We start from the raw sequence: 25,082 nt of genomic DNA, 5'->3' as shown, positions 1-25,082 counted from the left end.
CCGCTAGCCGCCCAGCAGAACGGATCTCAGCTCCCCGTAGCCCCCCAGAATATGATGGGGCTGATGTCCGGTCGCAAACAGCTCGACCTTCCGATGGTTAAACCAGACCGATGTCCAACCCGCCTCCAGCGCGCCGATAACGTCGTTGTTCCAGGAGTCGCCAATGTACCAGCTTGCCCCAGGCTCCGTTGCCGTCACCTCATTGACATGGCGGAACAGCCGGGGATCGGGCTTGTCGATGCCCACCGCTCCGGACACGAATACCCGGTCCAAGCCCACCAGCTTGTCCAGCCCAAGCGCACGGACTTTGTTCATTTGGTGTTCCTTCGGGCCATTGGTGATCACGCCGACCACATCGCCCCGCTCCTGGAGCTCCCGGATCAGCTCCTGCGCCCCCGGAAACAGGCGAATGTCGAACTGCCCCTCCAAATAGGCTGCCTGAATCGCAGCCGCCTGCTCCCGGTCCACGTCGATGCCGAACTCCGCAAGGGCCAGCTGAATCCGCTGCTCGCGCATGTCCTCCAGATCCCCCGCATTCGCCGGATCATTTACATGTCCATGCCGGGCCGACAGCAAGTCGCTGTAATGCCGGAACCGGTGGTATACTTGTTCATAAGGAAAGCCGTCCGGCGGCGATATCAAGCGATCGAGCGCTTGCCGCAGCGGTTCCAGATGGTCATACAGCGTATCGTCCACGTCAAAAAATACCGCTCTTTGTTCACCCATTTTCTTGTTCTCCCCCATCTGCCTAGTCCGCGATCACATGCCGGCTGCTGCCCGCATTAGCCCTCATATTGTACCATACAGCGGGCTTTTGGGACGCCTCAGCCGCTGTTTCAGCAGGAAAAAATCCGGATAACGGCTTATGATAAGCCCTTTCAATTGTGACGAAACTGGCAACATTGACAAAGCCTTGTGCAATTTTGAACAAAAATGAAAATCCCCGATTTTCAGCGATTACAGTGATTTTTCGCACAATTTGAGGTTTTTTTAAAAATCATGTGAAGATGTTCACAGAATATCTGTAAATGATTTACATTTATTACTTTTGTTGCATTTGTTTTCGTTCCCCCGGATTACTAAGCTATGGCTATAAGGTTCATTATTTTTAGACCAATTCAGCTACATGTAACGCTAGAAAGGAGCTCACTGTGAAGAAAAAAAGATGGTTATTTTTTGGTTTATTTGTATCCATCATGTTGCTGCTTAGCGGATGCGACTCGTCGTCACTCATCGTGCTAGATCCGAAAGGTCCGCAGGCAAAAACGCAATCCAGCACGATTATTTTCTCCATCCTGATGATGGCTTTCGTCTTGATTGTTGTTTACATCTTGTACATCATCATGCTGACCAAATACCGGGCAAGCAAAACCAGTGACGATTATATCCCGCCTCATATAGAAGGTAACAAATGGCTCGAGTTCACCTGGATTGCGATTCCGGTTATCATTGTGGCCATTCTATCGGTTGTCACGGTCAAAACGACCAGTGCGGTGGAAAGTGTTCCTGCCGGTTACGAGGATCAGAAGCCGCTTGTTATCTATGCCGCATCGTCCAACTGGAAATGGCACTTCAGTTACCCTGAAGAAGGCGTTGAAACGGTGAACTATGTGAATATTCCTACAAACCGCCCGATCGAGTTCCGCCTGTATTCTTACGGACCGATTACGAGCTTCTGGGTGCCGCAGCTTGGCGGACAGAAGTACGCCATGAGCGACATGGTCAACACGCTTCACCTGCTGGCCGACACACCAGGTTCTTTCATGGGACGTAACTCCAACTTCTCCGGTAAAGGCTATGCGCAGATGGAGTTTGAGGTACAGTCCATGAGCGCCGGAGACTTCAGCAAATGGGTCGACGACGTGAAGAAAACCGCACCTCAATTGACTGAGGACAAATTTAACGCGCTGCTGAAAACCTCCTACGTTGGACGGGAATCCTTCTCTTCCACGCATCTCGGGTTCAACCCGCCGCCTGAAATGGATATGTCCGAAGGGCATCACGGCAGCGGCAGCAGTGACAAAGATTCCGGCTCGGAAACGATGGATCATTCGGATATGAGCAATATGGAAGATATGGGGTCCATGGAACATGGAAACTAACATCTACTGGAAAGGAGACCTACCTGCATGAAATGGGACGAATTTTTTGTTACCGGTGAGCCGATGATCTATGCTGCCATGGTCAGTATCGTCGTCGTTTCCCTCGCCATCCTGATCGGCCTGACCTATTTTAAAAAGTGGGGCTATCTGTGGCGCGAATGGCTCACAACGGTTGACCATAAGCGGATCGGGGTCATGTATATCCTGTCCGCACTCATCATGCTGTTCCGCGGCGGGGTCGACGCCCTGCTGATGCGTACGCAGCTCGCGGCTCCGGAAATGAAGTTTCTGGATGCGCAGCACTATAACGAAATCTTTACAACGCACGGCGTTATCATGATCCTGTTCATGGCGATGCCGTTCGTTATCGGACTTATGAACGTTGTCGTTCCGCTGCAAATCGGGGCGCGCGACGTAGCTTTCCCTAGACTGAACGCCGTCAGCTTCTGGATGTTCTTCTTCGGAGCGATGCTGTTCAACATTTCCTTCGTCATCGGGGGATCGCCGGATGCCGGCTGGACCGCTTACTTCCCGCTGGCGAGCCTGGAGTTCAGCCCGACCGTAGGTAACAACTTCTACTCTCTGGCCCTTCAGATTTCCGGTATCGGTACGCTGATGACCGGTGTCAACTTTATCGTAACGATTCTGAAAATGCGTGCGCCAGGCATGAGACTGATGCGCATGCCGATGTTTACCTGGTCCGTCCTGATTACGAACGTTATCATCCTGTTCGCATTCCCGGTTCTGACCGTTGCCCTTGCCCTGATGATGTTCGACCGCATCTTCGGCAGCCAGTTCTTTACGATGGCGAATGGCGGTATGGATATGCTCTGGGCCAACCTGTTCTGGGTATGGGGACACCCTGAAGTATATATCGTTATTTTGCCGGCCTTCGGTATATTCAGTGATATTATTTCCACGTTCTCGAAAAAGAATTTGTACGGTTATAAATCGATGGTTGCCAGTATGGTGGTCATCTCGCTCCTGTCCTTTATCGTATGGGCTCACCACTTCTATACGATGGGCGCAGGCGTTATGGTCAACGGCTTCTTCTCCATCACGACGATGGCGATTGCCGTACCGACCGGCGTCAAAATATTCAACTGGCTCTTTACCTTGCAGAAAGGTAAAATCTCGTTCACGACACCGATGCTGTACGCGATGGCCTTTATTCCGATCTTTACGATCGGCGGCGTAACCGGCGTCATGCTGGCGATGGCCAGCGCGGACTACCAGTACCATAACACGATGTTCCTGGTTGCCCACTTCCACTATGTATTGATTCCGGGTACCGTCTTCGGGGTTCTGGCAGGCATGTACTTCTGGTTCCCGAAAATTTTCGGTTTCCGTCTGAACGAGAAGCTCGGCAAGACCGCCTTCTGGCTCATCGTCGTCGGCTTCAATACGGCCTTCCTGCCACTGTTCTTCCTTGGACTGAGCGGCATGACGCGCCGGATGTACACGTATTCGGCCGATACCGGCTTTGGCCCGCTGAATATGGTGGCTACGATCGGCGCCTTTATCCTGGCCATCGGATTTGTTGTTCTGTGCTACAACTTCTACTGGAGCTTCCGTTACAGCCCTCGCGACGAAAACGGAGATCCATGGGATGCACGTACGCTGGAATGGAGTACGCCAAGCCCTGTGCCGGTGTACAACTTCGCCAAGGTACCTAACGTCAAATCCATGGATGCACTGTGGGAGGCCAAAGTCAACGGGGTACCTCTCTACGAGGAAGGCCCTTACGAACCGATTCATATGCCTAACAACAGCGGTCAACCGTTCATTCTCGGCGTCATTATGTTTTTCCTAGGCTTTTTCCTGGTATTCAGCTGGTTCATTCCTGCAATCATTGCGGGTATCGCTGTCGTAGTCATGCTGGCTCTGCGTTCCTTCGAACGCGATCATGGCTATCACATTTCACCTGAGGAAATTGCCGCCACTGAACAGAAATTGCGGGGTGATTCCGTATGAAAATAAATGATTCACTGCCACTTGAGTATAGAACGGAAGAGAACAGCAACAAGATCTTCGGGTTCTGGCTCTTCCTCGGGGCAGAGATCGCCCTCTTCTCCACGCTGTTCGCCGTCTATTTCACACTGTGGAACCGGACGGGGAGCGGCCCGACGGGGAAAGAGCTGTTCGAACTGAACGGCGTCATTTGGGAGACGTTCCTGCTCCTGACCAGTAGTTTCACCTGCGGCCTTGGCATTCATGCCATGCGCCTCAATCTGAAGAAGCCGATGATCGTCTTCTTCGTCATCACGCTGCTCATGGGCCTCGGCTTCCTGGGCATTGAGATCACCGAGTTTGTCAACTACGTTCACGAAGGGGCTACGCTGCAAACGAGCGCGTTCCTGTCCAGCTTGTTCGTCCTGCTCGGTACCCACGGTCTTCACGTGACGATGGGTATTCTCTGGGGCGCCGGCATTCTGATTCAGGTCGGCCGTCAAGGCTTTACGGATGAGACGGCGAACAAATCGTTCATCTTCTCGCTGTACTGGCACTTCCTTGACGTTGTCTGGATCTTCATCTTCAGCTTTGTCTACATGAAAGGACTGATGTAATATGGCACGTTTATTTCCAATACGGCACGTGATCGGATACATCTTCTCGCTGATCCTTTCAGTGGTTGGACTGGGCGTGGTGTTCTGGGATTTGAACCCGACCGCCGGACTCTGGATCCTGATCGTGTGTGCGCTCATCCAGGCGTCACTGCAGCTCGTACTGTTCATGCACATCGGCGAGACCGACAACAAAAAGTCGCTGTACTTCAACATTGCTTATGCGTTGTTCGTCGGACTGGTTACGATCTTCGGTACGCTCTTCACGATGCTGTGGGGATGGTAAGAAGCTCAGCTTGAGCTCAGATATATCAAAGGCTTTTCTGATCCTAAGGGGTCAGGAAAGCCTTTTTTCATTGTAATATTTTTTTCTGTTAAAAAAGGAATGTTTTTATGCTAAATCGAATCTAACCATTGGCTCGTCAAATATTGCCATACGATAACGTTCCATGGAGGCGAACAAAGTATTGGCCCAAAAACAGAGGATCACCTATTTGGATCTCTTGCGCGGCATTGCCATTTTGGCTGTAGTCACCATCCATGTGACATCCTATCCGGTAGCCTTTCTGTCCATGGATTCCACCGTGTATCCGCTCTATTTTATCCTGAATGCGGCTTCTCAATTTGCGGTACCGGCGTTTCTGTTTTTGAGCTCGCTCGTCCTGTTTTACCGCTATGACGGCGGCGTTCAAGGCAACTGGCTTCCTTTTTATTGGAAACGCTTAAAGCGGATTTTGCTGCCTTACCTGTTCTGGTCCGTGTATTACTCCACTTATCTGTCGTATATCCAGCATATTTCATTCTCAGACGGTCTCCGCAAATTTCTTAAAGGCTTGCCGCTTGGTGGCAGCTATGACCATTTGTATTTCATGATCATCATCGCCCAGTTTTATGTGCTGTTTCCTCTCCTATCGCTGTTGTTTCAAAAGATAGGGAAGGTCCGGCGGCATCCCATACTCGTGGGGGCCCTGCTGCAAATCGCCTTCTATCTGCTGAACTATTATGTGCTTCATATGTATAAAACCGGGACATTCGTGATGACCTATGTCGTTTATTTCTTCTTGGGTGCTTACATGGCCGAACGGTTAAAGGGCGTGTCTTCTGATGAAACGCCGAAATGGAACTACCGGTGGACGGCGCTGTTTCTGGGATCCGCAATACTCTTTATCGTGCAAAAATGGCTGCAGCTGGCTAACCCCCATTGGATTCGCCAGCCTTTTCTATCCAACATCAACTTTATAACGGATTACGCCTACTGCAGCATTGCGTGTGTATTTTTGGTGCTGTTCGTTCGAATCCTGGAAGGGAAACCACGACTTCAAAAAGTACTGTTTTCCCTCGGATCCTGCGCCTTCGGCATTTACTTTATTCATCCCTACTTTTTGATCTTGTGGCGGCATTTTGTCATGACGAGCGGCCCGATCGCCTATCACCTGCTCACCTGGGCAGGCGGGGCTGCTGCGCTGGCCGCCTCCTGGCTGATCACTTGGCTCCTCATGCATACGCCGCTCGGCGTCTACCTCGTCGGAGAATCCAAATGGAAGGCCCGGAACAAACGCGGCGCGTCTCAGAGCGGAACGATGTGAGCTTGGGGCAAACCTGTAAGCCCGCTGCGCAAACGGCTCATTCCTCCGATCGCTGTTGCCAGCCCATGTTTTCGATGATATAGACCACTCTGAGGTTAACATGGGCTGACAAAGGCGACCACTTCGTTTCTCCGGAATTGACCCGTCCGCTCCGCTGGATTCACGGATGAAAAAGCAGCCTGCCGTTTTATGCGGCAGGCTGCTTGCTTTATACTACTTCGTTTATACTGCTTTGATCCTGCTTACTTTACCCTACTTGCCCTATACTACAACTGCTTTTGGGCTGCTTGTTTCTTCTTGAGTCCGAACAGGGCTGCGCCCAGTGCAATCAAGCCCACACCTGCGAGCTGCATCGGCAGAGGGCTGGCTTCCCCTGTCTTCGGCAGGGTTGCCGCGCCTCCGGCCGATGACCCGTCAGGCTTCTGGCTGCTGCCTGTCTGGCCGCCAGCGCTGCTGTTCTTGCCTGGGTCAGTTTCATGCCCCGGGCTCGGCTGCGTTCCAGTCCCGCCAGCGCCCGCTGTGCCGCCGCCATTCGGCTGCCCTGGCTGGGACGGTTGTCCCGGCTGCGACGGCTGGCCCGGTTCACTGGGCGCCGGCCCGATAATTATTCCGCCTGGAATGTTCGGAGTTTTCGGGCCGCTTGGCGTTTCGCTGCCCCCAGGCTGCTCCGGTTCGTCCGGATCCGGAGTAGGCGTTATCGGCGGTTTCGTTTGGTTACCTCCACCACCGGAATCGCCGCCACCGCCGTTGCTTCCACCGCTGCCTCCGCCGGTGATGCGGCCGTTCTCAATGGTGATTTGGGTCTCCTGACCGGATACGATTTCGAATTCGGTCAGTGCCTCCCCAATGTAGTAACCGGCCGGAGCGGCGGTCTCTTCGGCGTAATACTTGCCTGGTCTCAGGCCGTCTACACCTAATTCGCCATGCTCGTCCGTTACCAGACTGGCGAGTTCCTCGCCTTTGGCATCCAGTACATGCTGCTTGTTCTCATCAAGAATGCGGAACTTTGCACCTTTCAACGGAATATCCAGCCGGCCGGTTTGAATTTTGGTGATCTTCAGCGAGCCGGTGATCTTGTCGTTGGTGAATGTCAGCTGAAGCGGCTGGTCATCCACGATCTCGAATTTCAGCGGTTCCGGCTTGGACTGATAACCTGCCGGTGGAGTGACTTCGACAAACATATAGCTGCCCGCTTTGAGATGCGGAACGGACACCTTACCATCCGCATCCGTAGTCAGCCCTGCCGCCACTTCGTGCCCCTGCTCGTCCAGCAGGTTAAACACGGCGCCTTCCAGTGGCGTGCCGTCATAAGCGTCGGTTTTGGTCAGCTGCACAGAACCGACATAGATTTCGTTAAATGCGGTACCTTGTTTAGTGATTGACTGGTTCACATCGATGGTAAACGAAATCGGCGTCGCATCGAGCTTATATCCCTTAGGAGCTGTCACTTCGATCAACTGGTAGCTCCCAGCGTCGAGATGGGCCAGCAGGATTTTCCCGTCGTCTTCCGTAGACAGCTCGGTCTTCCCTGGGACATCTTCGAAAGTACCGTTCACGTCTTTTTGGAGTTTAAACACGGCTCCTTTCAGAACCTTAGCAGGATCATCCTTGTCTACCTTCGTAAGCTCGTAATCCCATACGCCTTTCGTATTCGTGACGGTTATTTCGGCTGCATCCGCTTTGAAAGTAATCTTCTTGCCGGCCCGGTATTCATCATCGATGAGATATCCAGCTGGGGCAGCCAATTCCTTCAACACGTAGTCATTGTACCGGGTATTGCTGAAAAGCGCTTCCCCTTGATCATCGGTAACGAGCTCCCGAATGAGGGTCTTGCCGGTCTTATCATAGAGTCCGAAACGGGCGTCAGCCAGTGGAGCACCTGAACCTGCATCCTTTTTAATGATCGTCAGGTCTCCTTTGCCCGTCTGGGCACCGCCGCCAGCTCCAGAGAAGCTGACATTGACGATTTTATTTTCGTCCTTGCTGACGCTTCCCGAGGATTGGCCAGCAAATTTGGCGCTGTTGGTGATCGTTTCGCCACTATCGGCATTGATGAACGACTTGTACTTCAGAATGTACGCTTCCTGAATCGTGTTCTTGAAGGTCAGGGTAAAGGCATTATCCTGGACGTCAAGCGTATATGTATCAGGGTCCACGAGCGCCTTTTGTGTCAAGTTTCCATTCTTGTCCACTGCCGTACTGTACAGCTCAAACGAAGACGGAATCAGAATCTGGTTCGTGGATAGTGTATCCGTCAGCACTGCGTTCTCCACGATGGACTGGCTGCGGTTCACATTGAGGGTCCAGTAGGCAAAATCCTGATCCGCAGCGGCTCCCTGTACGCCTGTTTTGTTGATGTATTCGCCGCCGTACTTCGGATTCACATTGGTAGACTGTACAAAGAGCTTGGTATCCGGCAGTGCGCGGTCGTACATTTCGGCGGCATTGCTGTAGTTTGCTGCCACCGGATGGTCTTTCAGGCTCGTTTTGTACATGATCCGGTAGGCGCCGTCGATCGGTTTTTTGAACACGAGCTCAAAACCATGTTTGTCATTGTCCGACAGCGTCTCTAACGTGTAATCCGCGTTCAGTACAAGCGGGGTTCCCACTGGTTTAACGCCATTCGCACCACCTGTGAGCTCCAGTGGTTGAACGACCAGGGAGTCTGCCAAGAACGTCTGCTCTCCCGAATAGAAATCCCTGACGACGGCCTCGTTCACGTGATACAGGTTGTAGTTCACGTTTAAGGCCCAGGTGATTTCCTTGGTCGTCGCGTCATAGCTTCCGGTTTTGCTGCCGTTGTTTTTGGTGAAGTCGTCGGCCGGAGCGCTTACGGTTTTGCTGATGGCTGGCTGCTGTACGCCGCCTTCCTTCCAGTCGACTTGGGCAGTGTTCGAATATTCATTCATTTGGCCTGCGGTCGGATCGAAGCTCGTTTGGTACGTGATCACATAGCTCGAATCGATATCCTTTAGGAACGTGATCTTGAACCCGGTATCATAATCCGGATTAGGCTCAACCGTGTAATCATCCTTGCTCATTCCGTCAATTCCAACAGTCTCCGGAATCAGCTCCATGTGCTGGCCTGCGAAGTTATCCGTAATGACAACATCCGTCATATTCTTCTTGTCATCGTTCAGGCTAAGCTTCCAGTCGATGGTCTTGTCGCTGTAGTTCGTGCCTGTGTACGTTTTCCAGAAAATGACCTGCTTAATTGGTTGTCCAACCGTAACTTCCGGTACACCCGGCATGCTTACCGTATTTTGGACATCTCCATTTTCATACACGCGTCCGGATGCCTTCGTCTGGTATCGAATTTCATAGGCAGCGTTGACATCATGCGTGAACTGGAGATTGAAGCCCGTTTCCGATTTTGTCACGGTGTAATCGGTGCCCTTAGTAAGAGCCGTTCCGTTTTTTTGCGAAGCGGTACCATTATCATCAATCGTCATCTCGTACACTTCGAACGAATCGCCCACTAGTTCCTGGGTAGTCGTATCGAACTTATCGTTGATCCAGGCCTTGTCCTGCGTCAAACTCTGCTCATTGTAGTTATACTGGATCGCCCAAGAGATAGTTTGACTATTTGCGTCATAGCCTGTGGACTTTTTACCGAGCGGCTTGCTGTACTTTGTGTCCACCTTAGCCGACTTCGTCAGAGGCTGCGGCAGCCCGCCACCGTTGACTTCCACATTGTTGGTGTACGCTGTGTCCGTCGTTTTCGTGATTTTTGTCTTGTAATGGACCCGATACGCGCTGTCCGAGCTTCCATTAAACTTTAGCTCAAACCCGCTCAGGGAGTCGTTCATCTTCTCATAACCTGTAAACGGATCCTGAGCTTCCACCACCGATCCGTCCAGCTGAACCTGCAGCTTATGCACTTCAATGGAATCCGGGATCAGCTCCAAACCTTCCGGCAGCGTATCCTTGAATTGCGCATCCGTCAGCATACGCTCACCCTTGTTGAAATCAACCGTCCAGGTAATTTCACTCGGGTTCATCGCTTTGTTCGGCGTTCCGGACTTGTCGATTTCGCTGCCTGTAGGGTTGTTAAAATGTATGGGAATGACGATGGGATCATCAGGATAATCAAAGACGATGTCCTGCTTGGTCCCGCCGGAAAACTTGCTTCCGTCGAAGTTTCTCCATACGTAAAAATCCCCGGACCATTCGAGGTTATCCTCGATTTCCTTGCTGAACGTAAAGGTGACCTGACCGTCGGTCGAAATATGATAGGTACCTACGTCGCCAGTGAGGGGGCCGTCCAATTCCCGATCCGGCTTGAATTTGTCTGGAAGATCGAAGGTAAAGGTAGCCCCTTCATGGTAACCGTGGCCTGCAGGAAGTGTCCAATACACGTCCACTTGAACCCTGGCTCCCATATCGACACGGATGTCCTGAAGCTTGTTCCCCTCTTCGTCCTTCATTTGAACATCGGTAATGATGTTCTTCGTAATCACCTCACCCTGCGCCGGGTCTGCATCCGCCTGTACAGCTCCTTCAGGGGCAGCAGCCTCGTCCGAGGCGACCGGCGTTTCGGTGGATGGGTCGGGTTCAGCCGGTACCGCGGGTGGCTCCTCCCCAGGGGCCGCTGGAGCATCCCCAACCGGCATATCCGTTCCCTGATCGCCCGGGGTCACACTTCCGTCACCGGAAGCCGGTGCGTCCCCGCCGGGCTCACTTGAAGCATCCGAAGCGGCTGTATCCGACTCCGTCACCACCACCGCTCCGGTTGTACCTCCGGTGGCGTCCGTTTCAGCACGCACCAGACCGGAAGGAACCAGCAGGTTAATCAGCAGAAATACTGCCATTAACACATAGGGCACCTTCCCAAATGTTTTCCTCATCCTTCAGATTTCACCTCTCACTCTCTATATCGAAATGTATCTGCTGGCAAAAAATGATGCGTTTTGCCCTTGTTTGTCGAACCAGCAAACAAAATCACTATAAAGGGTCCCTCTGAATAAGTTCTGAATCTCACTTTGAGGACTTTGAGGGCCTAGTGAAGGTACGGAAACTTCATGTACACGATGACGTCGGCACTCTTGAATCATAAAAAAAACGCCCCGCCTCCACATGGAGGCAGGAGCGTTTATGAAGACTTCATCTTGCCTTTGATGATCAACCGGTGCGTTGGATTCACGAGCGGATCGCAGGTCACCAGGGTGATTTCCCTGTCCCGGCCGTTTGCCTCAAGTACCCATACCTCTTCCGGCTTGACGACAAGCTTGTCTGTCACCGTATATTCAAATATCTCTGAACCGGTGTCTACACGGACGGTATCCCCCGGTTGGAGCTCGTCCAGCCGGTTGAAGTTGCGGCCGTATGTCCGGCTGCGGTGGCCTGCAACAGCATAATTGCCGATCTGGCCGGCTATGCCGGTATGCTCGATGCTGGCAAGGCTGGTTTTCATATTCTTTTTGGTGGCGCCGTGCAGGATGGGCAGCTTTAAGTCGATTTTCTCGATGACAAGCATGCCCTCCACCTTCCCGTCCTGAGGATTGGTAGAAGCTGCAGCCGAGATTCCCTTCGGTTCATTGTCTGCTTTGTCGTAATCTGTGGCACCGCCAGCAGCACCGGCCGAAAGTTCCTCCTCGGACACGCCGATGTTCTGAAAACTGTGCTCCCATCCGCGTGCCAGCTTCTGCTGCGCTGCGTTTTCCCTCCATTCGGCCAGTTTTGGATAACACAGCAGGATTACGCCAGCCGCAATCATGATGCCTGCCCATAGTTTGATCTTAATCGGTGGTCACCCGCTTTTCTTCCCGGATTTCTCTTCCCAGACCATCCCTGCAAATAAGACGCGTTTCGGTTCCGGTGTAAGCGTGCAGCTCTCCCAGTGGTCCATTTTCACAAGCCCCCGCCGAACGAGCGCAAAAACGGTATTGGTCGTACAATACCACCCCGGCTTCGATAGGTTCCGGGAGTCGTCCGGCTCCCTCTCATAAGTCCAATACCCGCCATGCTTCCAGCGTTGCAGCCGCCCGCCATGTTGTTGCGCCATGCTTAGCGCTTCCCTTTGTTTGTCGGATAGTTTCATATGATCACCACATAACCTTTATTTGTCTTCTCGCCGCAGAGACGGCGGATCAGGCATTAATATACTGATACCCAACATACCCCGATTAAACCATAACGGACTGGATAAATTCTGAATATGGATAAAAAACAGACCTTCAACACACTTAGGCTTTTCTAAAAAATAAACGGATGCTTATTCCAGCACCCGTTTTTTTCTTCATTCCCATGCTATATTCAGATAAAGTTCATTTCTACTTTGTATAATACAAACATATACTTCATATCGTGGAACCCGAGATTTGGGACCGATATGTCAGAGATAAGATATTTGAGGAGGATCCATGGAAGTTACGCGCATTCTCAAGGAAACGTTGCTCAAATATAGTACAATGTCGAACGCAGAAATCAAGGAGATTCTCATAAAAGAACAAGTATTATACAAGACCGTAGACATCGCTTCCAAAAAACAAGAGCCCGTAAATCATTTCCCTTAACAGCGGAGATTCACGTTTAATCTCTCTCATTATTGGACGTCTGCTTCTTCCTTCTCATGCACGCGTTCCTTCTCCCACGCCTCGAACCAGGCTGAGATCTCTTTACTGGGAGCCATATCGTAGTCTTCCAAGAAAACCGATGTCATCTGCTGGTACAGCCGGCGGACTCCGACCCGTTGATTGAGGGAGGCATACAGCTTCATTAATCCTTCGTACCCCTCTTCCCTGTAAGGCATTTTTCGGATCATTTCCTGATACAATCCGATCGCTTCCGCATGCTGTTCAAGACCAGCACAGCATTCGGCGATTCTCTTCGCATGGTCAAACCAGAGCAGCCGCGTCCGCTCTTGTTCGGGCTCTGCCCACCCGTACCCGTGTTCATCCAGAAAATCCCCAGGGTACTTATCCATGATGGCGATATGCTCCGAAAGGCTTTCAGGCGCCACTGGCGGGGCGCCGCGCAGATCTTTTTCCCATTCCTCGATATCCAGTGTCACATTGCCGAATTCAAGCCGGTACCCTTCATCCTGAAACTTGATATGTAGATCCATGCCGCTCGTTTTAATCGTTTTCCTAATTTGATAGATGGCCGTGTGAAGCTGGGTTGTCGCTCTCTTCAGGTTAAAGTCCGGCCATAACAGGTCGATCAGGGTTTGCTTGCTTACGGTCTTATTCCGGTAATAGATCAGGTACGCAAACAACTCCGGTGCTTTCAGGGTTCTCCAGGAAAAAGAATGGAGCTTACCGTCGGCGGATCGAAAGTGCAGATTTTTCAGACAGCAAAGCATCATATGGTTTACGGATCGACCCTCTTCCGTAGGGGCACCCGCCGGCGGTGAGGAAGCCACCCGTTTCATCGTGACAGCCAGTCTATCGGGATGAATCGGTTTTAGTAAATAGTCCAGCGCGTTAATCTCAAAAGCTTTTATAGCAAACTCCTGATAGGCCGTTACAAACACAACCTCCAGACCGGGATACATGGCGAGCAAGCGGTCAGCCAGCTCAAAACCCGTCATTTCCGGCATATCGATATCCAGAAAGGCAAGGTCCGGGGCATCCTCCGCCGCTGCATCCAGCGCTTGAAGAGGGCTTTGGAAGGCTCGTACAGTCAGCGGCTCCAGATTTACGCCTTCCAGCGACTGCAGGAGCCGTTCCATTTTCTTCAAAGCGAGATATTCGTCATCAACAAGAATAATCTTCAAGGTTTATGCGTTCTCCTTTCAGGCCATTTCGAACACGACGTCTTCTAATGATTCGATTTTGTGCTAGAGTCAGATCATGTACAGCAATACCACAAGCAGCCCCGCAAAAAAGCTTCATCACAGAGCTGCTCCACGATTACCCCATTCGAGAGTATCATTAATTCGGCATCGCTTCAATTCGTTTAGTAAATTAGTCAATTTAAGTACGGAGGACAAACGCCCTTTAACTGTAGAACGCGATATTGATCAATTTTATAATTAAAGCAATGATGACAATAAATGACGAGGTATACGCGAGTTGGTTCAGTTTTTGATCTTCTGCGGACTGCCTGCGCCTCTTTTTCGGACGAAGCTTTCTTTTGGCGACATTCCTTTTGGTGAGTCTCCTTGTGGTGAGGTTCCTTTTGGACATATTGGAAATCCTCCATTATCTGAGGTGTCACGCTGTAAAGGCTGTGCCGGCTGTCTTCACGCTCAGCACCTTATTCTACTTATATGTAGCTGAAAGGACAATGGGAACTATCTGTGTCCTTCTGTCTCGTTACCCGCAGGTTTTGAACGCAAAAAAGCAGGGCTTCCAATGAGCTTCGCCTGCTTCGATGGGCCGGTGCAAGTCAGGATCCCTGCTTCTCTATAAACTCCGCCAGCCGGCGGTAGATTCCGACGATCTCCTCCATCGGCATCCGCACAAGGCCGCTTGAGCTGGGGGCAACAAACTCATGGATTTCCGGGATGACGGGGTCCGGCTGAAATCCCCAATCCACTTTGGAGCGCCGGCTGTATTCCGTGTACACGCCTTTGCCGACAAAACAGGCGATCCGCGGCAGGTACTGCCGCAGTTTTCCCCGGAGAATCTCCCTTCCCTCCGCGTACTCCTGCCGCTCGATATCATCCACGCCCCGGGTCGGTCTTGCCACAATATTCGTGAAACCGTAGCCGAGCTTCAGAAGGTCCTGGTCCTCCGAAGCATCGTACAGTCTCGGCGTCAGCCCCGAGCGGTGCAAAATACGGTAAAAATTGTTCCGCGGGTTAGCGTAATGGTGCCCGGTTTCTCCGGACTGCAGGCTGGGATTAAAGCCGATAAACAGGATGGACAAGCCATCATCGAGATGATCTGGTACCTCGGGCATCCTCATCCCCTCCTTTATTTCCGGTTAATACAATTTATCCGATGTCGCTTTGGCCGTGATCTCCCGGTACTTCAGCGCTTCATCCTTCATTCGCAAAGATACGGCGACGTTCAGCATGTCGATGACGGCCAGCTGGGACATTTTCGCCGACAAAGAGCTTCCCTGAAGCGGATTCTCCCGGCCTACCATAATCAATACGATGTCTGCCACCTTCGTAATCGGGGAACGGGCGTTGCTCGTAATCGCAATAATGCGGGCACCCGCCTTTTTTGCCAAATTCAAATTGTCGATCGTATCCTTGGTGCTGCCCGAAATGGACAAGCCTACGGCTACGTCGCTGCTCGTCATAAGCGAAGCGCCCATCGCCTGAAAATGGGTATCCGCGACCGCCGTACTCCGCTTGCCGATCCGGGCAAAGCTGTGAGCCCCCTGCATCGCTGTCAGGCCCGAAGACCCCACGCCAAAAAAGTGGATGGACGATGCGCTTAACAGGCACTCAATCGCCTTGCTCAGCTGCTCCCCATTGATCAGCTCGCGCGTCTGGTCGAGGGTCTGGATGTGCGTACCGATAATTTTCTGGCTGAGCGTGACCGCGTCGTCATCCTCGGAAATCTCTTTATGAATATGGTCCGTCGGCTTCACCAGATCCTGTGCCAAAGACAGCTTGAAGTCCTGAAAGCCTTGAAACTTCAGCTTGCGGCAGAAGCGGAGCACTGTCGTTTCCCCGACATCCGCCTTCTCGGCGAGCTCTGTCACCGATTCATAGATAATATCCTGGGCATGCTCCAAAATGTACTGGGCCACCTTCTGCTCGGTTTTCGTCAGTCCGTTCAGATGGCTGCGGATGCTCAGCAGGGTCTTTCCCATTTCCTGCACCATGGACACTTGTATCTTCCCCTTCCTCTTTTAAGCCGGTTCGCGGTTATTAACCTGCATGCACTTTAGGAGATAAATTCCCAAATCATAAATAATGGAGGTTAATTTCTCCAACAACAATACAATTTTATTGTATAGGCAAAAAAAGAGGATTGCAAGCCGAGGGGATGACGGAAGGGGCATGCACTAAAGGGCACCTTCATTCAGCGCATGGACCAGTACGCTGACGGAAAAGCCTTGATCCAACAGCCGCGGCAACAGGCGGCTCCCAACGCGGCCGGTTGCTCCCGTTATCAAAATTTTCATGTCATGACTCCTTTGCGTCGATATAATATAGATACATCTATCGGATTAAAAAGGGTTACCATCCCTTAACCAAGCAGCATATTCGGCAATCGCCAGGTCCAGGGAATACCTGGGCTGCCATCCAAGCTCCTTATATATCCGGGAAATGTCCATGGCAGGATACTGCGGTCCGTCTCCCTTCCCGGGGCGCAGCTCCAGTCTCGCGTCCGGTACGACCCGCAGAATGGCTTCGACCATCTGTTTATGGGTCGTTACCTGCCCGGTTCCGATGTTGTAGACGGAATGGGCCAGAGACGGGGCCGTCTGCAGCCGGGCCAATGCCTCAGCCGTGTCCGTGACATAGGCCACGTCCATGCCTTCTTCTTCGTAGGGGAGCAGTCCTCCCCGCAAATAAGACGACAGTGGTAAGCCATTAACGGCCGCGTGGACGGCCTGGGCCGGCAGGAAGTACAGTCCGCGGGCCAGCGGGCCGAAGGCGGAAAAGCGAGCGCTGACCACCTCTAGTCCGGCTTGCCTGGAATAAAAATCGCCTATCGTCTCCGCCACTTTCTTGTAAGCCGTCATCGGATAGGGAGCCTGTACCGGCAAAGCGTCATCCTCCCGCCACAGCGGCATCTCCACTCCCGCGTAGACCGCGATGGAACTGGCTAGGACGACACGTCTCACCTCTAACCGGCTGCCGCACTCCAGAACATGGAGCAGGCTTTGCACGGTTTGCTGCGTCCCCTCTGCGGGCGGCACGTTCATACGGGGAGACGCCAGATGCATAAGCCCGGTGACCGCGTGCTTTTTTCCTGCTCCCAGCAGGGATTCTGCTTGAAGCACGTCCACCGTTTCGATAAACAGCCTTTTGTTCAAATAAGGGACAAGAAAAGACGGCAGACGATCCTCACGATAACGAGTAATGATAACGTCTTCGCCGAGATCAAGGAGGGCGCGGGCCGCATGGAGGCCGATGAACCCCATCCCTCCGGTAATCATGATCATATGCTTGATTCCTCCTTACAGTCGTAAACCGCCGGGCCCTATCCCGGATGATACATCCAGCTAGGCATCCGGAAGGTCGTTCTCCAACATTATGAATCATTCAAAAAAGCACTGCCCTCCTGTGCGTAACGTACCATTGGCAGTGTCAGGATAAGGAGGTTTTGCTGCATGAATGAAGCATCGGCCGGATTCACATTAGGCGCGTTTTTGCGCGCACGCCGGGAGCAGCTGCATCCATCGGAAGTGGGCCTGCCCTCGCTGGGCAGACGCCGGACCCCCGGACTACGCCGTGAAGAAGTGGCTCAGCTCGCGCATATCGGTATATCATGGTATACCGCTCTCGAGCAGGGCAGGCAGACAAATCCGTCCGTCCAGGTGCTGGACAGCCTGGCCCGGGCATTAAATCTGAATGAATATGAGCGGCAGTATATGCATCGACTTGTCAAAGCGCAGGACTCCGCGGGAACGAAGGAAGCACCGCTCCTGCCTGCCGGGCTGGAGAGAACGGTCCGGTCTCTAGACCCGAATCCGGCGCTGGTCATAGACCGAAAATGGGATCTGCTCGTATGGAACCGCGCTGCCGAGCTCGTATTCGATCTGCCCGTGTTCACGGACCATACCGCCAGGCCAAACTGGCTGATACGGTTCCTGACTGAATCCACCCGGCGCATGAACGAAGCGGAGCGGGACGAGAAGGTGCAGGTCATGATTGCAAGGTTCCGGGCGGATTGTGCCCGCTACCCGGGAGATCCCGATGTGCAGGCGCTTATTCAGGAGCTGCTGGAGACGAGTGAACCGTTCCGGTTCTACTGGGGCCGCCAGGACATCAGCCAGGCATCGGATTGCTATAAACGGTGGGAGGTTGCCGGGATCGGCCTCCTGGAATTCGAGTATATCAACCTCCAGCCTTCGGGGAGTCCGGATTTGCAGCTGATGGTGTATACGGCAAGTCCGGCCGCGTATGAGCGGCTGGGGGAGATGGTGCGGGGAAGAAGCAAATGAATATAGGGTATAAAAGAGCACCCAAATGAGTTTGGGTGCTCTTCAAGTTATGGATTAGATGGTAATGGCTGTGCTGGCCAGTTGACCTGGTACTTGAGTAGATCAGAGTAACTGTTGCTGCCTTGCTTCATAACTAAGTAGAGGTAGTAAGGCGATTCAGCAGGTGGTATGGAGAATATTTCAAATGACCCCATCCCCGAGCTGGCTTTTCTTGCATCGGATAAGGGCTTTTTCTGAACGGCATTAAGGATGACCTCATCCATACTGAGTTTTTCCGACGAATCCAGCGTAAAGAAAAGCTCGGCTTCTTCAAGTGGGTTGGGAGCATCGTACATAACATACCCTGATAAAGCCCCTTTATTATCTGCGCCTTCCGGTATGATAATTGGCGGAGGGTTCACCAAACTAAATTTAAACCTCGTCTCCATCTCCTGCGTCTTCACTTCGGATAAAAGCCCCTCTCCATTCACCGCCACAACAAATACTTTGTACTTGGTCTTAGTGGAAAGGTTGCTCAGCGAAATGGTTGTTTTCGTATGCTCGACGGTTGATGTTACATCCACGGTTCCACTAATCGATGCAGGATGGGCTGCCTTATAGTTCTTTACCTCCTCAGCCGTCAGCTCAGCAGGCGCATCCACCGACGGAATGACCGCATAGTAGAGCTTTTTGGCATTCTTCGTAATCGGCTGAACCTTTACTGATTCGGAAGTCAAATCCGAAAGCCCAATCTCCTCCACTACCGCTGCGGGGTTCTCCTCTACTGGCGGTTCAGGGTCGGGCGAAGGCGTGCTGGCCGGAGGCGAATATACCGGGGCAGGCTCTATGACAGGCTTTGGCTTCAGCGTAAGCGTGGATTGGAACGTATCTCCTGTGCTAGCGGCGCTTAGCGTTGCCTTCACCTGAACTTCTGACGAAGTGTCTGCGACGAGTCGGGCATAGGTTTGAGCCGATTTACCTGAAGAAACCGATATGCCGCTAAATTTCAACTGACTTTTATCTGAAATGACGCTAATATATTTTGTTAGAGTTTCTAGGTCACGGATTGGATCCCCATACTGATTGTATGCCGTAAAGTTCCAAAACGCCTGCTCACCGCTCATGATCGAGTCGGTTGCTTTGCCCGAGGCGTCCGTGATCCCTTTCGATTCCAGCTTTCCTACGATTGCCGTATCTCCGATGGTAAAGATGCGGGTCTGTGCGACACCTCCATTCGGTTCAATGACGGAAACGGTAAACCGGTCACCTCTTCTCAAGGTCGGGTTGTTCATGTGGACCAGTACGGTGGGTTCCCCTTTGACCGTCGTTAAATCTTCGGAGGAAGAAATGTCAAAGTCGTCGGCGGTCAGATCCATAGTTTCCCCAAATTGGTTTAACAGAGCAAAATGAACAGGAATCTCTTTGGCCCAGGCGACCGTATCGCTGGGATCGGTAAATTTGATGCTGGCGAGCCTTTCCGCATGGGTAGATGTAGAACCCTGCGTATACTTCTCATCGATCGGCCCAGTTCCGGTCAATGTGATGTCATATGAGTCCTCTTCCAGCTTGCGGTCCAAGATGAGGGTCGCTTTTGTCCCGCTCCATTCCACCGCCTTAACGGTTACTTCGCCATACTTTTTACTGACGACTTTAAAGGACAGCTCTTCATTCGTTCTGTAACGGCTGAGATTTACCTGAAGGCGGCTCGCCCCCGTCTGCTCAACGCTGTAGACTCGAAACGGTTGATTATTGCCATAGTGATATGTTCCGCTATTGGACAAACCGTCAATCAAGTCATCGCGGGTTGCAGAACCGTTAAAGTCGTTTGCAGATCCATCCAGCAATTTAAGCTGAAGCGCCAAGGCTACATATCCTTTTGCCCAATCCGATACCGTATCACTCGAAACACCAGGCGTTGATTTGGCTTCCCCTTCTTTCCCCAATCCCCGGATCAGAAAAGCGGCCAGCTGCTCCTTTGTCACCTTCCCTGCCGGATTATACGAACCATCGGCGTTCCCCGTGGTAATCCCTGCCTGCTTGAGGGCTTCGATGTAAGGCAGCGCATATCCATTGCCGGGATCATCGGCCACAACGTCATTAAATGAAGATTTCGTCAAGCTGTCATCGACCTTGAGATTCAAAACCAGCGCCAGCACCTTGGCGAACTGGGCCCTTGTAAGCGTGTCGTTAAGTCCAAAACGATCCTCGGAGATCCCCTGAAAAACGCCTGCCTGGATCAAGGTTTCCAGTTTTGCTTTGGTCCCGATGTCCACTCCCTGCAGATCGGTGAAATCATCAACGGTTTTGGCCAGTGCACCTGTCGGCAGAGCGGCAGCCATAAACACGCCAAGTGCCGTCACTACGGTTAAAGCTTTGCGTACCATGTTCGTTCCCCCAATTTTAATTAAAACGGTCATTTAAAAAATCAATTTTATTCGTTCGCGATACCCGCGCCAAATTCCTTCCATCCCATCCTCCTTACCATAAATATTCCGCAGAGCACGTGATGCAACCACAAGAAAAGGGCCTCCGGCTGTCCCGAAAGGCCCTCTTACGTTTGTCTTCATCACTCCCAAGCTCCCCGCTCACCACTGTATAGAGCTCCTAAACTCAAACCGTTAGTCCTCCCCTGCTTCCGGCAGCTCCGCCTCCGGCTCGTGCTTAACGACCTCGATTTCCCGGATCATCGGTCCTTCCATGCGCCGAATGGCAAATTCGCAGTCGTCCTGCCGGATGACGTCCCCTTCGGCAAGATCGAACTTTTGCGACAGCAGCCAGCCGCCGATCGTATAAACTTCATCCCCCGCCGGGATATTGGTCCCCAGCTTTTTGTTCACATCATGGATGAGGGCTTGCGGCTGAAAGCGGTAGCGGTTGCCCTCCAGCTTCGTGATCAGCAGAGATCCCGCTGGCTGCGGGCCGCCGGCACCCGAAGGAATATCTCCCACAATCTCCTCCAGGATATCCTCCAGAGTGACCAGACCCGATGTTCCCCCGTACTCGTCCATCAGCACCGCCATATTGATGCCCGCCTTCTGCATCTGAGCCAGCAAATCTCTCGCCTGAACGGTTTCTATCACCTGCAGAACCGGACGGATAAAAGGCGTAATCTTCTCGTCTTCGCCGGTTACGCGCCGGACGACTTGATGCAGCATTTCCTTGACGTGGATAATCCCGGTTACGCGGTCCTTATCGCCATCCACTGCAACCGGCAGATAATTGAACGTTTTGCTCTCGATGACACCCAGGACATCCCGTACCGTAGCATCGTGGGAGACGTAACGGATGGAAGTCCGCGGCACCATGATTTCCCGTGCGTCCCGTTCGTCGAAATCAAAGACGTTGTTGAGGTAGCGGTACTCGGTCGGCGTAATTTCGCCGCTGCGATACCCTTCGGTGAGCGCAAAACGAAGCTCTGCTTCGCTTAACGCAGCGTCTTCCTCCGATATGGGCTTAACCCCGAAGATGCCGGTAATGAAGCGCGAGGAACGGCTCAGAATCCAGTTGAAGGGATACGTGATTTTGTAAAAAATAATCAGCGGACGGGCGAAAAACAATGCCATCGGTTCAGCGATCTGAATCGCAAAGCTTTTCGGCACGAGTTCCCCGATCACAACCTCAAAGTAGGTCAGGATCAAAAAGGCGATAATAAACGACACGATGCTCTCCACCGACTCGGGTGTATGCATAAGCTCAAACAGCGGATGGATCATTCGCTCCACGGTGGATTCCCCCAGCCAGCCGAGAGCCATCGAGGTCAGCGTCGTTCCGAGCTGGCAGGCGGACAGAAACTCGTCCAGGCGGGAAATGATATGTTTGACCGCGCGGGCATTTTTATTGCCTTCGGTCACCAATTGGTTAATGCGGGACACTCTGACCCGGATCACCGAATATTCGGAGGCAACGAAGAACGCGGTTAATGCGATGAGCAGAATAACGAATATGATTTTCACAATTTCCACAGCATTTCCTTACCCTGCGCCTTGGGCGGCGGTGAGCGGCCAGGATAAGGAGCACCTCCTTTATGTTCGACGGATGAATAATCTCTTGGAATGTATATACCCAATTTTGAGGAGGAACGCATGGGCTTAGGATGGACGATGCGGGGATGAATATACCCGGACTTCAACTTTTGGAGAGTGGGAACAGGCCGTGGCTTCAACTTTTGGCGCGTGGAACAGGCCGTGGCTTCAACTTTTGGCGCGTGGAACAGGCCGTGACTTCAACTTTTGGCGCGTGGGAGGAACGGGCATTGGGCTTCAGCCGCTGTTGAATTCGTGTTGTTTGGGATTTTATTAGGTGGTCACAACACGAATTCAAAGGCGGCACGTAAACTTTACGCCTCAATCCCCTTTTCCTCCGGGGGCACTGTTACAGAAGAAACAGACCTAAAAGATAAATAGTCTCTCGACTAAAAAGCCCAGCCCAAAAAAATCCCGACAATTCGTAGAATCGTCGGGATCCCCTACACCGTAAATTTTCTCCGGCACATTTGAAACAAACGTCCTTTGAACCAAGCATCCTCGCTAAAGCCCTAAATACCTTCCAGTGATCGAGGCGCTGCAATCGATGCTATCTTTCGGTATGCCTTCAAACATCACCTGGCCGCCTTCTTCTCCAGCCCCAGGGCCGAGGTCGATCATCCAATCAGCCTGACGGATCACCTGCAAATTGTGCTCGATCACGATCAAGGTGCTGCCACGCTCCACGAGGCGGTTCATGAGGCCGATCAGAAGCTCGACATCAGACATATGCAGTCCGGTGGTCGGCTCGTCCAGGACATACAGGGTCCCTTCTCCCTCCAGCTCCGCGGCCAGCTTGGCCCGCTGCAGTTCGCCCCCTGATATCGTACTCAGAGGTTGTCCTAAGGTCAAATAACCGAGGCCTACTTCCTTTAATCGTTTGAGCGGCGTTTCAATTTCTTTTTCATGAAACATGTTAAGCGCATCCTCCACGGTCATGGCCAGAACGTCGCTGATGCTTTTCCCGCGGAACCGATAGGACAGGACCTGTTCTGTATAACGCTTTCCTTCGCATGCTTCGCAGATGCTGGAGACCGTATCCATAAAGGCGAGATCGGTAGATATGATCCCCAAGCCCTTACAGTGGGGACAAGCCCCTTCGGAGTTGAAGCTGAACAGCGAAGCGTTCACGCGGTTTTCTTTGGCGAACAAAGTTCTGATCGTGTCGAAGATGTCCGTATAGGTGGCCAGATTGGACCGGTTGGAGGCGTGAATCGCGCCTTGGTCAATGAAAATCGCCTCGGGGTAGTACCTCGGAAGAACTTGACGGATCAGCGTACTTTTTCCGGATCCCGCTACTCCGGTAACAGCGGTCATCACGCCGGCCGGAATTCGAACGCTAATATCTTTGAGATTATTCATAGTCGCATGCTCAATGGCGAGCCAACCGTCAGGCTTTCTGACCTCCCTTTTGAAGTCGAGGTGACGGTTTAAGTACCCGGCAGTTAATGTCGGGGATGACAACAGCTTATGAAAGCTCCCCTGAAATACGACCTCTCCACCGTGGGTTCCGGCGCGCGGCCCCATTTCAACAATATAGTCGGCAATCTGGATCACATCCGGATCATGCTCAACAATCAGAACGGTGTTGCCTTTATCCCGCAGCTGCTTAAGCAATCGGTTGATTGTGTTGACATCATGCGGATGGAGACCAATGCTGGGCTCGTCAAAAATATACAGCAAATCGGATAAGCTGCTGCCGAGCTGACGCACCATCTTGATCCGCTGCGATTCACCGCCCGACAGGCTGGGCGTTTCGCGATTCATGCTTAAATAGCCAAGGCCTACCGCCAGCAAATTGCCAAGGCGCTTGACAATTTCGTCCGTCACCGTCTGTACTTCAGGCTCGCGGATGGAACGTATAAACCTGATAAGCTCGCTAACCTGCATACCCGCACAATCGGCAATGCTTTTTCCGTCAATTTTACAGGACAACACGCGTGGGTTCAGGCGGCCGCCGCGGCATGAAGCGCACAGCTTCTCGCTCACAATGCGGTCGATCGCCTCCTGATATCGTTTAGCATCTCTCGAATCCTTATAGAGATAAGTACGTTTAATGCGCGGAATGACCCCTTCATAGAGAGACGTCGGCGGCCACCCCTCCGTTGGATTTGGCGGCTTGAACCCGCTTTTATGGAGCAGCGTATCCATATCCTCATCCGTATAATCCTTCAGCTTTTTGTCGTTATCGAACAGGCCGGTGCAGACATATCTTTTCCACCTGACGTCGCCGGGCATGAAGGTCGGAAACAGAATAGCCCCCTCGTTAAGCGATTTTTCCCTATCGATCAACCGGTCGACGTTGATGTCTTTCACTTTCCCTAAGCCTTCACAGTCCGGGCACATGCCCTTAGGGTTGTTGAAGGAAAACACGTCGGAATATCCGACGAAAGGAGTGCCGATCCGGGAAAATAACAGCCGCAGCAGCGCATAAATATCCGTGACCGTGCCGACGGTAGATCTCGCATTTCCGCCGATCCTTTTTTGATTCATGACGATCACCGCCGGCAGATGCTCAATGGCATCCACCTCCGGTTGCCCATAATGAGGGAGCCGGTTGCGGATGAAGCTGGAGTACGATTCGTTGAATTGCCGCTGTGACTCCGCTGCGATCGTATCGAAAACAAGCGCCGATTTGCCGGAGCCGGATACGCCTACAAATACCGTAATCTGCTTTTTGGGGATCGTCACATGAACTCCCTTCAGATTTTTTTCTCTTCCGCCGACGACGCGAATGTCATCTTCTTTGATCATGTGGATTCCTCCTCTTGCGATTTGTATAAAATAGGATATGCTAAAACCATGCCAGAA

General features: G+C 52.3%; 18 protein-coding genes. 6 read left to right on the top strand and 12 right to left on the bottom strand.

Annotated features, from left to right (window positions below; all coding sequences use genetic code 11):
• Positions 1 to 3: 3 nt before the first annotated feature.
• Complete coding sequence (locus tag KI379_RS30060; protein ID WP_212985859.1) at positions 4 to 726, bottom strand: HAD family hydrolase; 723 nt, start codon at positions 724 to 726, stop codon at positions 4 to 6.
• A 425-nt stretch (positions 727 to 1,151) separates the two neighbouring features.
• Here KI379_RS30060 and qoxA point away from each other — a divergent pair, with 425 nt between their 5' ends.
• From qoxA to KI379_RS30035, 5 genes are all read left to right on the top strand, one after another.
• A complete protein-coding gene (gene qoxA / locus KI379_RS30055; protein WP_373309628.1) occupies positions 1,152 to 2,102 on the top strand; it encodes a cytochrome aa3 quinol oxidase subunit II in 951 nt (316 codons plus the stop codon).
• A 27-nt stretch (positions 2,103 to 2,129) separates the two neighbouring features.
• The gene (gene qoxB / locus KI379_RS30050; RefSeq protein WP_076173620.1) at positions 2,130 to 4,076 is read left to right on the top strand and encodes a cytochrome aa3 quinol oxidase subunit I; all 1,947 of its coding nucleotides are present in this window, start codon (positions 2,130 to 2,132) and stop codon (positions 4,074 to 4,076) included.
• Positions 4,073 to 4,669, top strand: coding sequence for a cytochrome aa3 quinol oxidase subunit III (qoxC, locus tag KI379_RS30045; RefSeq protein WP_076173619.1), 597 nt, complete (start codon positions 4,073 to 4,075; stop codon positions 4,667 to 4,669). The genes qoxB and qoxC overlap by 4 nt, the downstream gene beginning before the upstream one ends.
• 1 nt (position 4,670) lies before the next feature.
• Complete coding sequence (gene qoxD / locus KI379_RS30040; protein ID WP_076173618.1) at positions 4,671 to 4,952, top strand: cytochrome aa3 quinol oxidase subunit IV; 282 nt, start codon at positions 4,671 to 4,673, stop codon at positions 4,950 to 4,952.
• Between the two features lie 181 nt (positions 4,953 to 5,133).
• Positions 5,134 to 6,252, top strand: coding sequence for an acyltransferase (locus tag KI379_RS30035; RefSeq protein WP_179232044.1), 1,119 nt, complete (start codon positions 5,134 to 5,136; stop codon positions 6,250 to 6,252).
• A 266-nt stretch (positions 6,253 to 6,518) separates the two neighbouring features.
• On the opposite strand, the gene KI379_RS30030 is transcribed toward KI379_RS30035, so the two are convergent.
• The 8 genes from KI379_RS30030 to KI379_RS29995 all read right to left on the bottom strand — a co-directional run bounded on the left by KI379_RS30030 (position 6,519) and on the right by KI379_RS29995 (position 17,268).
• Entirely contained in the window at positions 6,519 to 11,099 is a 4,581-nt protein-coding gene (locus KI379_RS30030) for an LPXTG cell wall anchor domain-containing protein (protein ID WP_212985858.1), read from the bottom strand.
• 245 nt (positions 11,100 to 11,344) lie between these two features.
• Positions 11,345 to 11,968, bottom strand: a complete 624-nt coding sequence (locus KI379_RS30025; protein ID WP_212985857.1) for a class D sortase — start codon at positions 11,966 to 11,968, stop codon at positions 11,345 to 11,347.
• A gap of 33 nt (positions 11,969 to 12,001) precedes the next feature.
• Positions 12,002 to 12,256 carry a hypothetical protein gene (locus tag KI379_RS30020; protein ID WP_076173614.1) on the bottom strand — a complete coding sequence of 85 codons (255 nt, stop codon included), beginning with the start codon at positions 12,254 to 12,256 and terminating at the stop codon, positions 12,002 to 12,004.
• A 540-nt stretch (positions 12,257 to 12,796) separates the two neighbouring features.
• Positions 12,797 to 13,969, bottom strand: a complete 1,173-nt coding sequence (locus KI379_RS30015) for a response regulator (protein WP_212985856.1) — start codon at positions 13,967 to 13,969, stop codon at positions 12,797 to 12,799.
• 614 nt (positions 13,970 to 14,583) lie between these two features.
• On the bottom strand, positions 14,584 to 15,099 hold the full coding sequence (locus KI379_RS30010; RefSeq protein WP_089548523.1) for a mismatch-specific DNA-glycosylase: 516 nt from the start codon (positions 15,097 to 15,099) through the stop codon (positions 14,584 to 14,586).
• 24 nt (positions 15,100 to 15,123) lie between these two features.
• On the bottom strand, positions 15,124 to 15,978 hold the full coding sequence (locus KI379_RS30005) for a MurR/RpiR family transcriptional regulator (RefSeq protein WP_089550357.1): 855 nt from the start codon (positions 15,976 to 15,978) through the stop codon (positions 15,124 to 15,126).
• A 183-nt stretch (positions 15,979 to 16,161) separates the two neighbouring features.
• Positions 16,162 to 16,281, bottom strand: coding sequence for an NAD-dependent epimerase/dehydratase family protein (locus KI379_RS30000; protein WP_212985855.1), 120 nt, complete (start codon positions 16,279 to 16,281; stop codon positions 16,162 to 16,164).
• A 45-nt stretch (positions 16,282 to 16,326) separates the two neighbouring features.
• Positions 16,327 to 17,268 (bottom strand): NAD-dependent epimerase/dehydratase family protein, encoded by a 942-nt coding sequence (locus tag KI379_RS29995; protein ID WP_212985854.1) that lies wholly within the window; start codon positions 17,266 to 17,268, stop codon positions 16,327 to 16,329.
• A gap of 168 nt (positions 17,269 to 17,436) precedes the next feature.
• Here KI379_RS29995 and KI379_RS29990 point away from each other — a divergent pair, with 168 nt between their 5' ends.
• Entirely contained in the window at positions 17,437 to 18,270 is an 834-nt protein-coding gene (locus KI379_RS29990; RefSeq protein WP_212985853.1) for a helix-turn-helix transcriptional regulator, read from the top strand.
• Positions 18,271 to 18,317: 47 nt separating this feature from the next.
• Here the strand turns inward: KI379_RS29990 and KI379_RS29985 are convergent, their stop codons facing one another.
• The 3 genes from KI379_RS29985 to KI379_RS29975 all read right to left on the bottom strand — a co-directional run bounded on the left by KI379_RS29985 (position 18,318) and on the right by KI379_RS29975 (position 25,022).
• Positions 18,318 to 20,633 carry an S-layer homology domain-containing protein gene (locus KI379_RS29985; protein ID WP_212985852.1) on the bottom strand — a complete coding sequence of 772 codons (2,316 nt, stop codon included), beginning with the start codon at positions 20,631 to 20,633 and terminating at the stop codon, positions 18,318 to 18,320.
• Between the two features lie 234 nt (positions 20,634 to 20,867).
• Positions 20,868 to 22,211, bottom strand: coding sequence for a hemolysin family protein (locus KI379_RS29980; protein ID WP_212985851.1), 1,344 nt, complete (start codon positions 22,209 to 22,211; stop codon positions 20,868 to 20,870).
• 564 nt (positions 22,212 to 22,775) lie between these two features.
• Positions 22,776 to 25,022, bottom strand: a complete 2,247-nt coding sequence (locus KI379_RS29975; protein ID WP_212986045.1) for an ATP-binding cassette domain-containing protein — start codon at positions 25,020 to 25,022, stop codon at positions 22,776 to 22,778.
• Between the last annotated feature and the right edge of the window lie 60 nt (positions 25,023 to 25,082).

The sequence above is a fragment of the Paenibacillus cineris genome (genome assembly GCF_018333335.1).
Classification (GTDB): Bacteria; Bacillota; Bacilli; order Paenibacillales; family Paenibacillaceae; genus Paenibacillus_AQ; species Paenibacillus_AQ favisporus.
This window is presented reverse-complemented; position numbering and strand designations above follow the sequence as displayed.

Excerpts from the sequence above, each read along its gene's own strand:
- qoxC (WP_076173619.1), top strand. The coding sequence starts at position 4,073 with ATGAAAATAAATGATTCACTGCCACTTGAGTATAGAACGGAAGAGAAC.
- KI379_RS30030 (WP_212985858.1), bottom strand. The coding sequence starts at position 11,099 with ATGAGGAAAACATTTGGGAAGGTGCCCTATGTGTTAATGGCAGTATTT.
- KI379_RS30025 (WP_212985857.1), bottom strand. The coding sequence starts at position 11,968 with ATGATTGCGGCTGGCGTAATCCTGCTGTGTTATCCAAAACTGGCCGAA.
- KI379_RS30010 (WP_089548523.1), bottom strand. The coding sequence starts at position 15,099 with ATGCCCGAGGTACCAGATCATCTCGATGATGGCTTGTCCATCCTGTTT.
- KI379_RS30020 (WP_076173614.1), bottom strand. The coding sequence starts at position 12,256 with ATGGCGCAACAACATGGCGGGCGGCTGCAACGCTGGAAGCATGGCGGG.
- qoxB (WP_076173620.1), top strand. The coding sequence starts at position 2,130 with ATGAAATGGGACGAATTTTTTGTTACCGGTGAGCCGATGATCTATGCT.
- KI379_RS30000 (WP_212985855.1), bottom strand. The coding sequence starts at position 16,281 with ATGAAAATTTTGATAACGGGAGCAACCGGCCGCGTTGGGAGCCGCCTG.
- qoxD (WP_076173618.1), top strand. The coding sequence starts at position 4,671 with ATGGCACGTTTATTTCCAATACGGCACGTGATCGGATACATCTTCTCG.
- KI379_RS29985 (WP_212985852.1), bottom strand. The coding sequence starts at position 20,633 with ATGGTACGCAAAGCTTTAACCGTAGTGACGGCACTTGGCGTGTTTATG.
- KI379_RS29995 (WP_212985854.1), bottom strand. The coding sequence starts at position 17,268 with ATGATCATGATTACCGGAGGGATGGGGTTCATCGGCCTCCATGCGGCC.
- KI379_RS30005 (WP_089550357.1), bottom strand. The coding sequence starts at position 15,978 with ATGGTGCAGGAAATGGGAAAGACCCTGCTGAGCATCCGCAGCCATCTG.
- KI379_RS29990 (WP_212985853.1), top strand. The coding sequence starts at position 17,437 with ATGAATGAAGCATCGGCCGGATTCACATTAGGCGCGTTTTTGCGCGCA.
- KI379_RS30060 (WP_212985859.1), bottom strand. The coding sequence starts at position 726 with ATGGGTGAACAAAGAGCGGTATTTTTTGACGTGGACGATACGCTGTAT.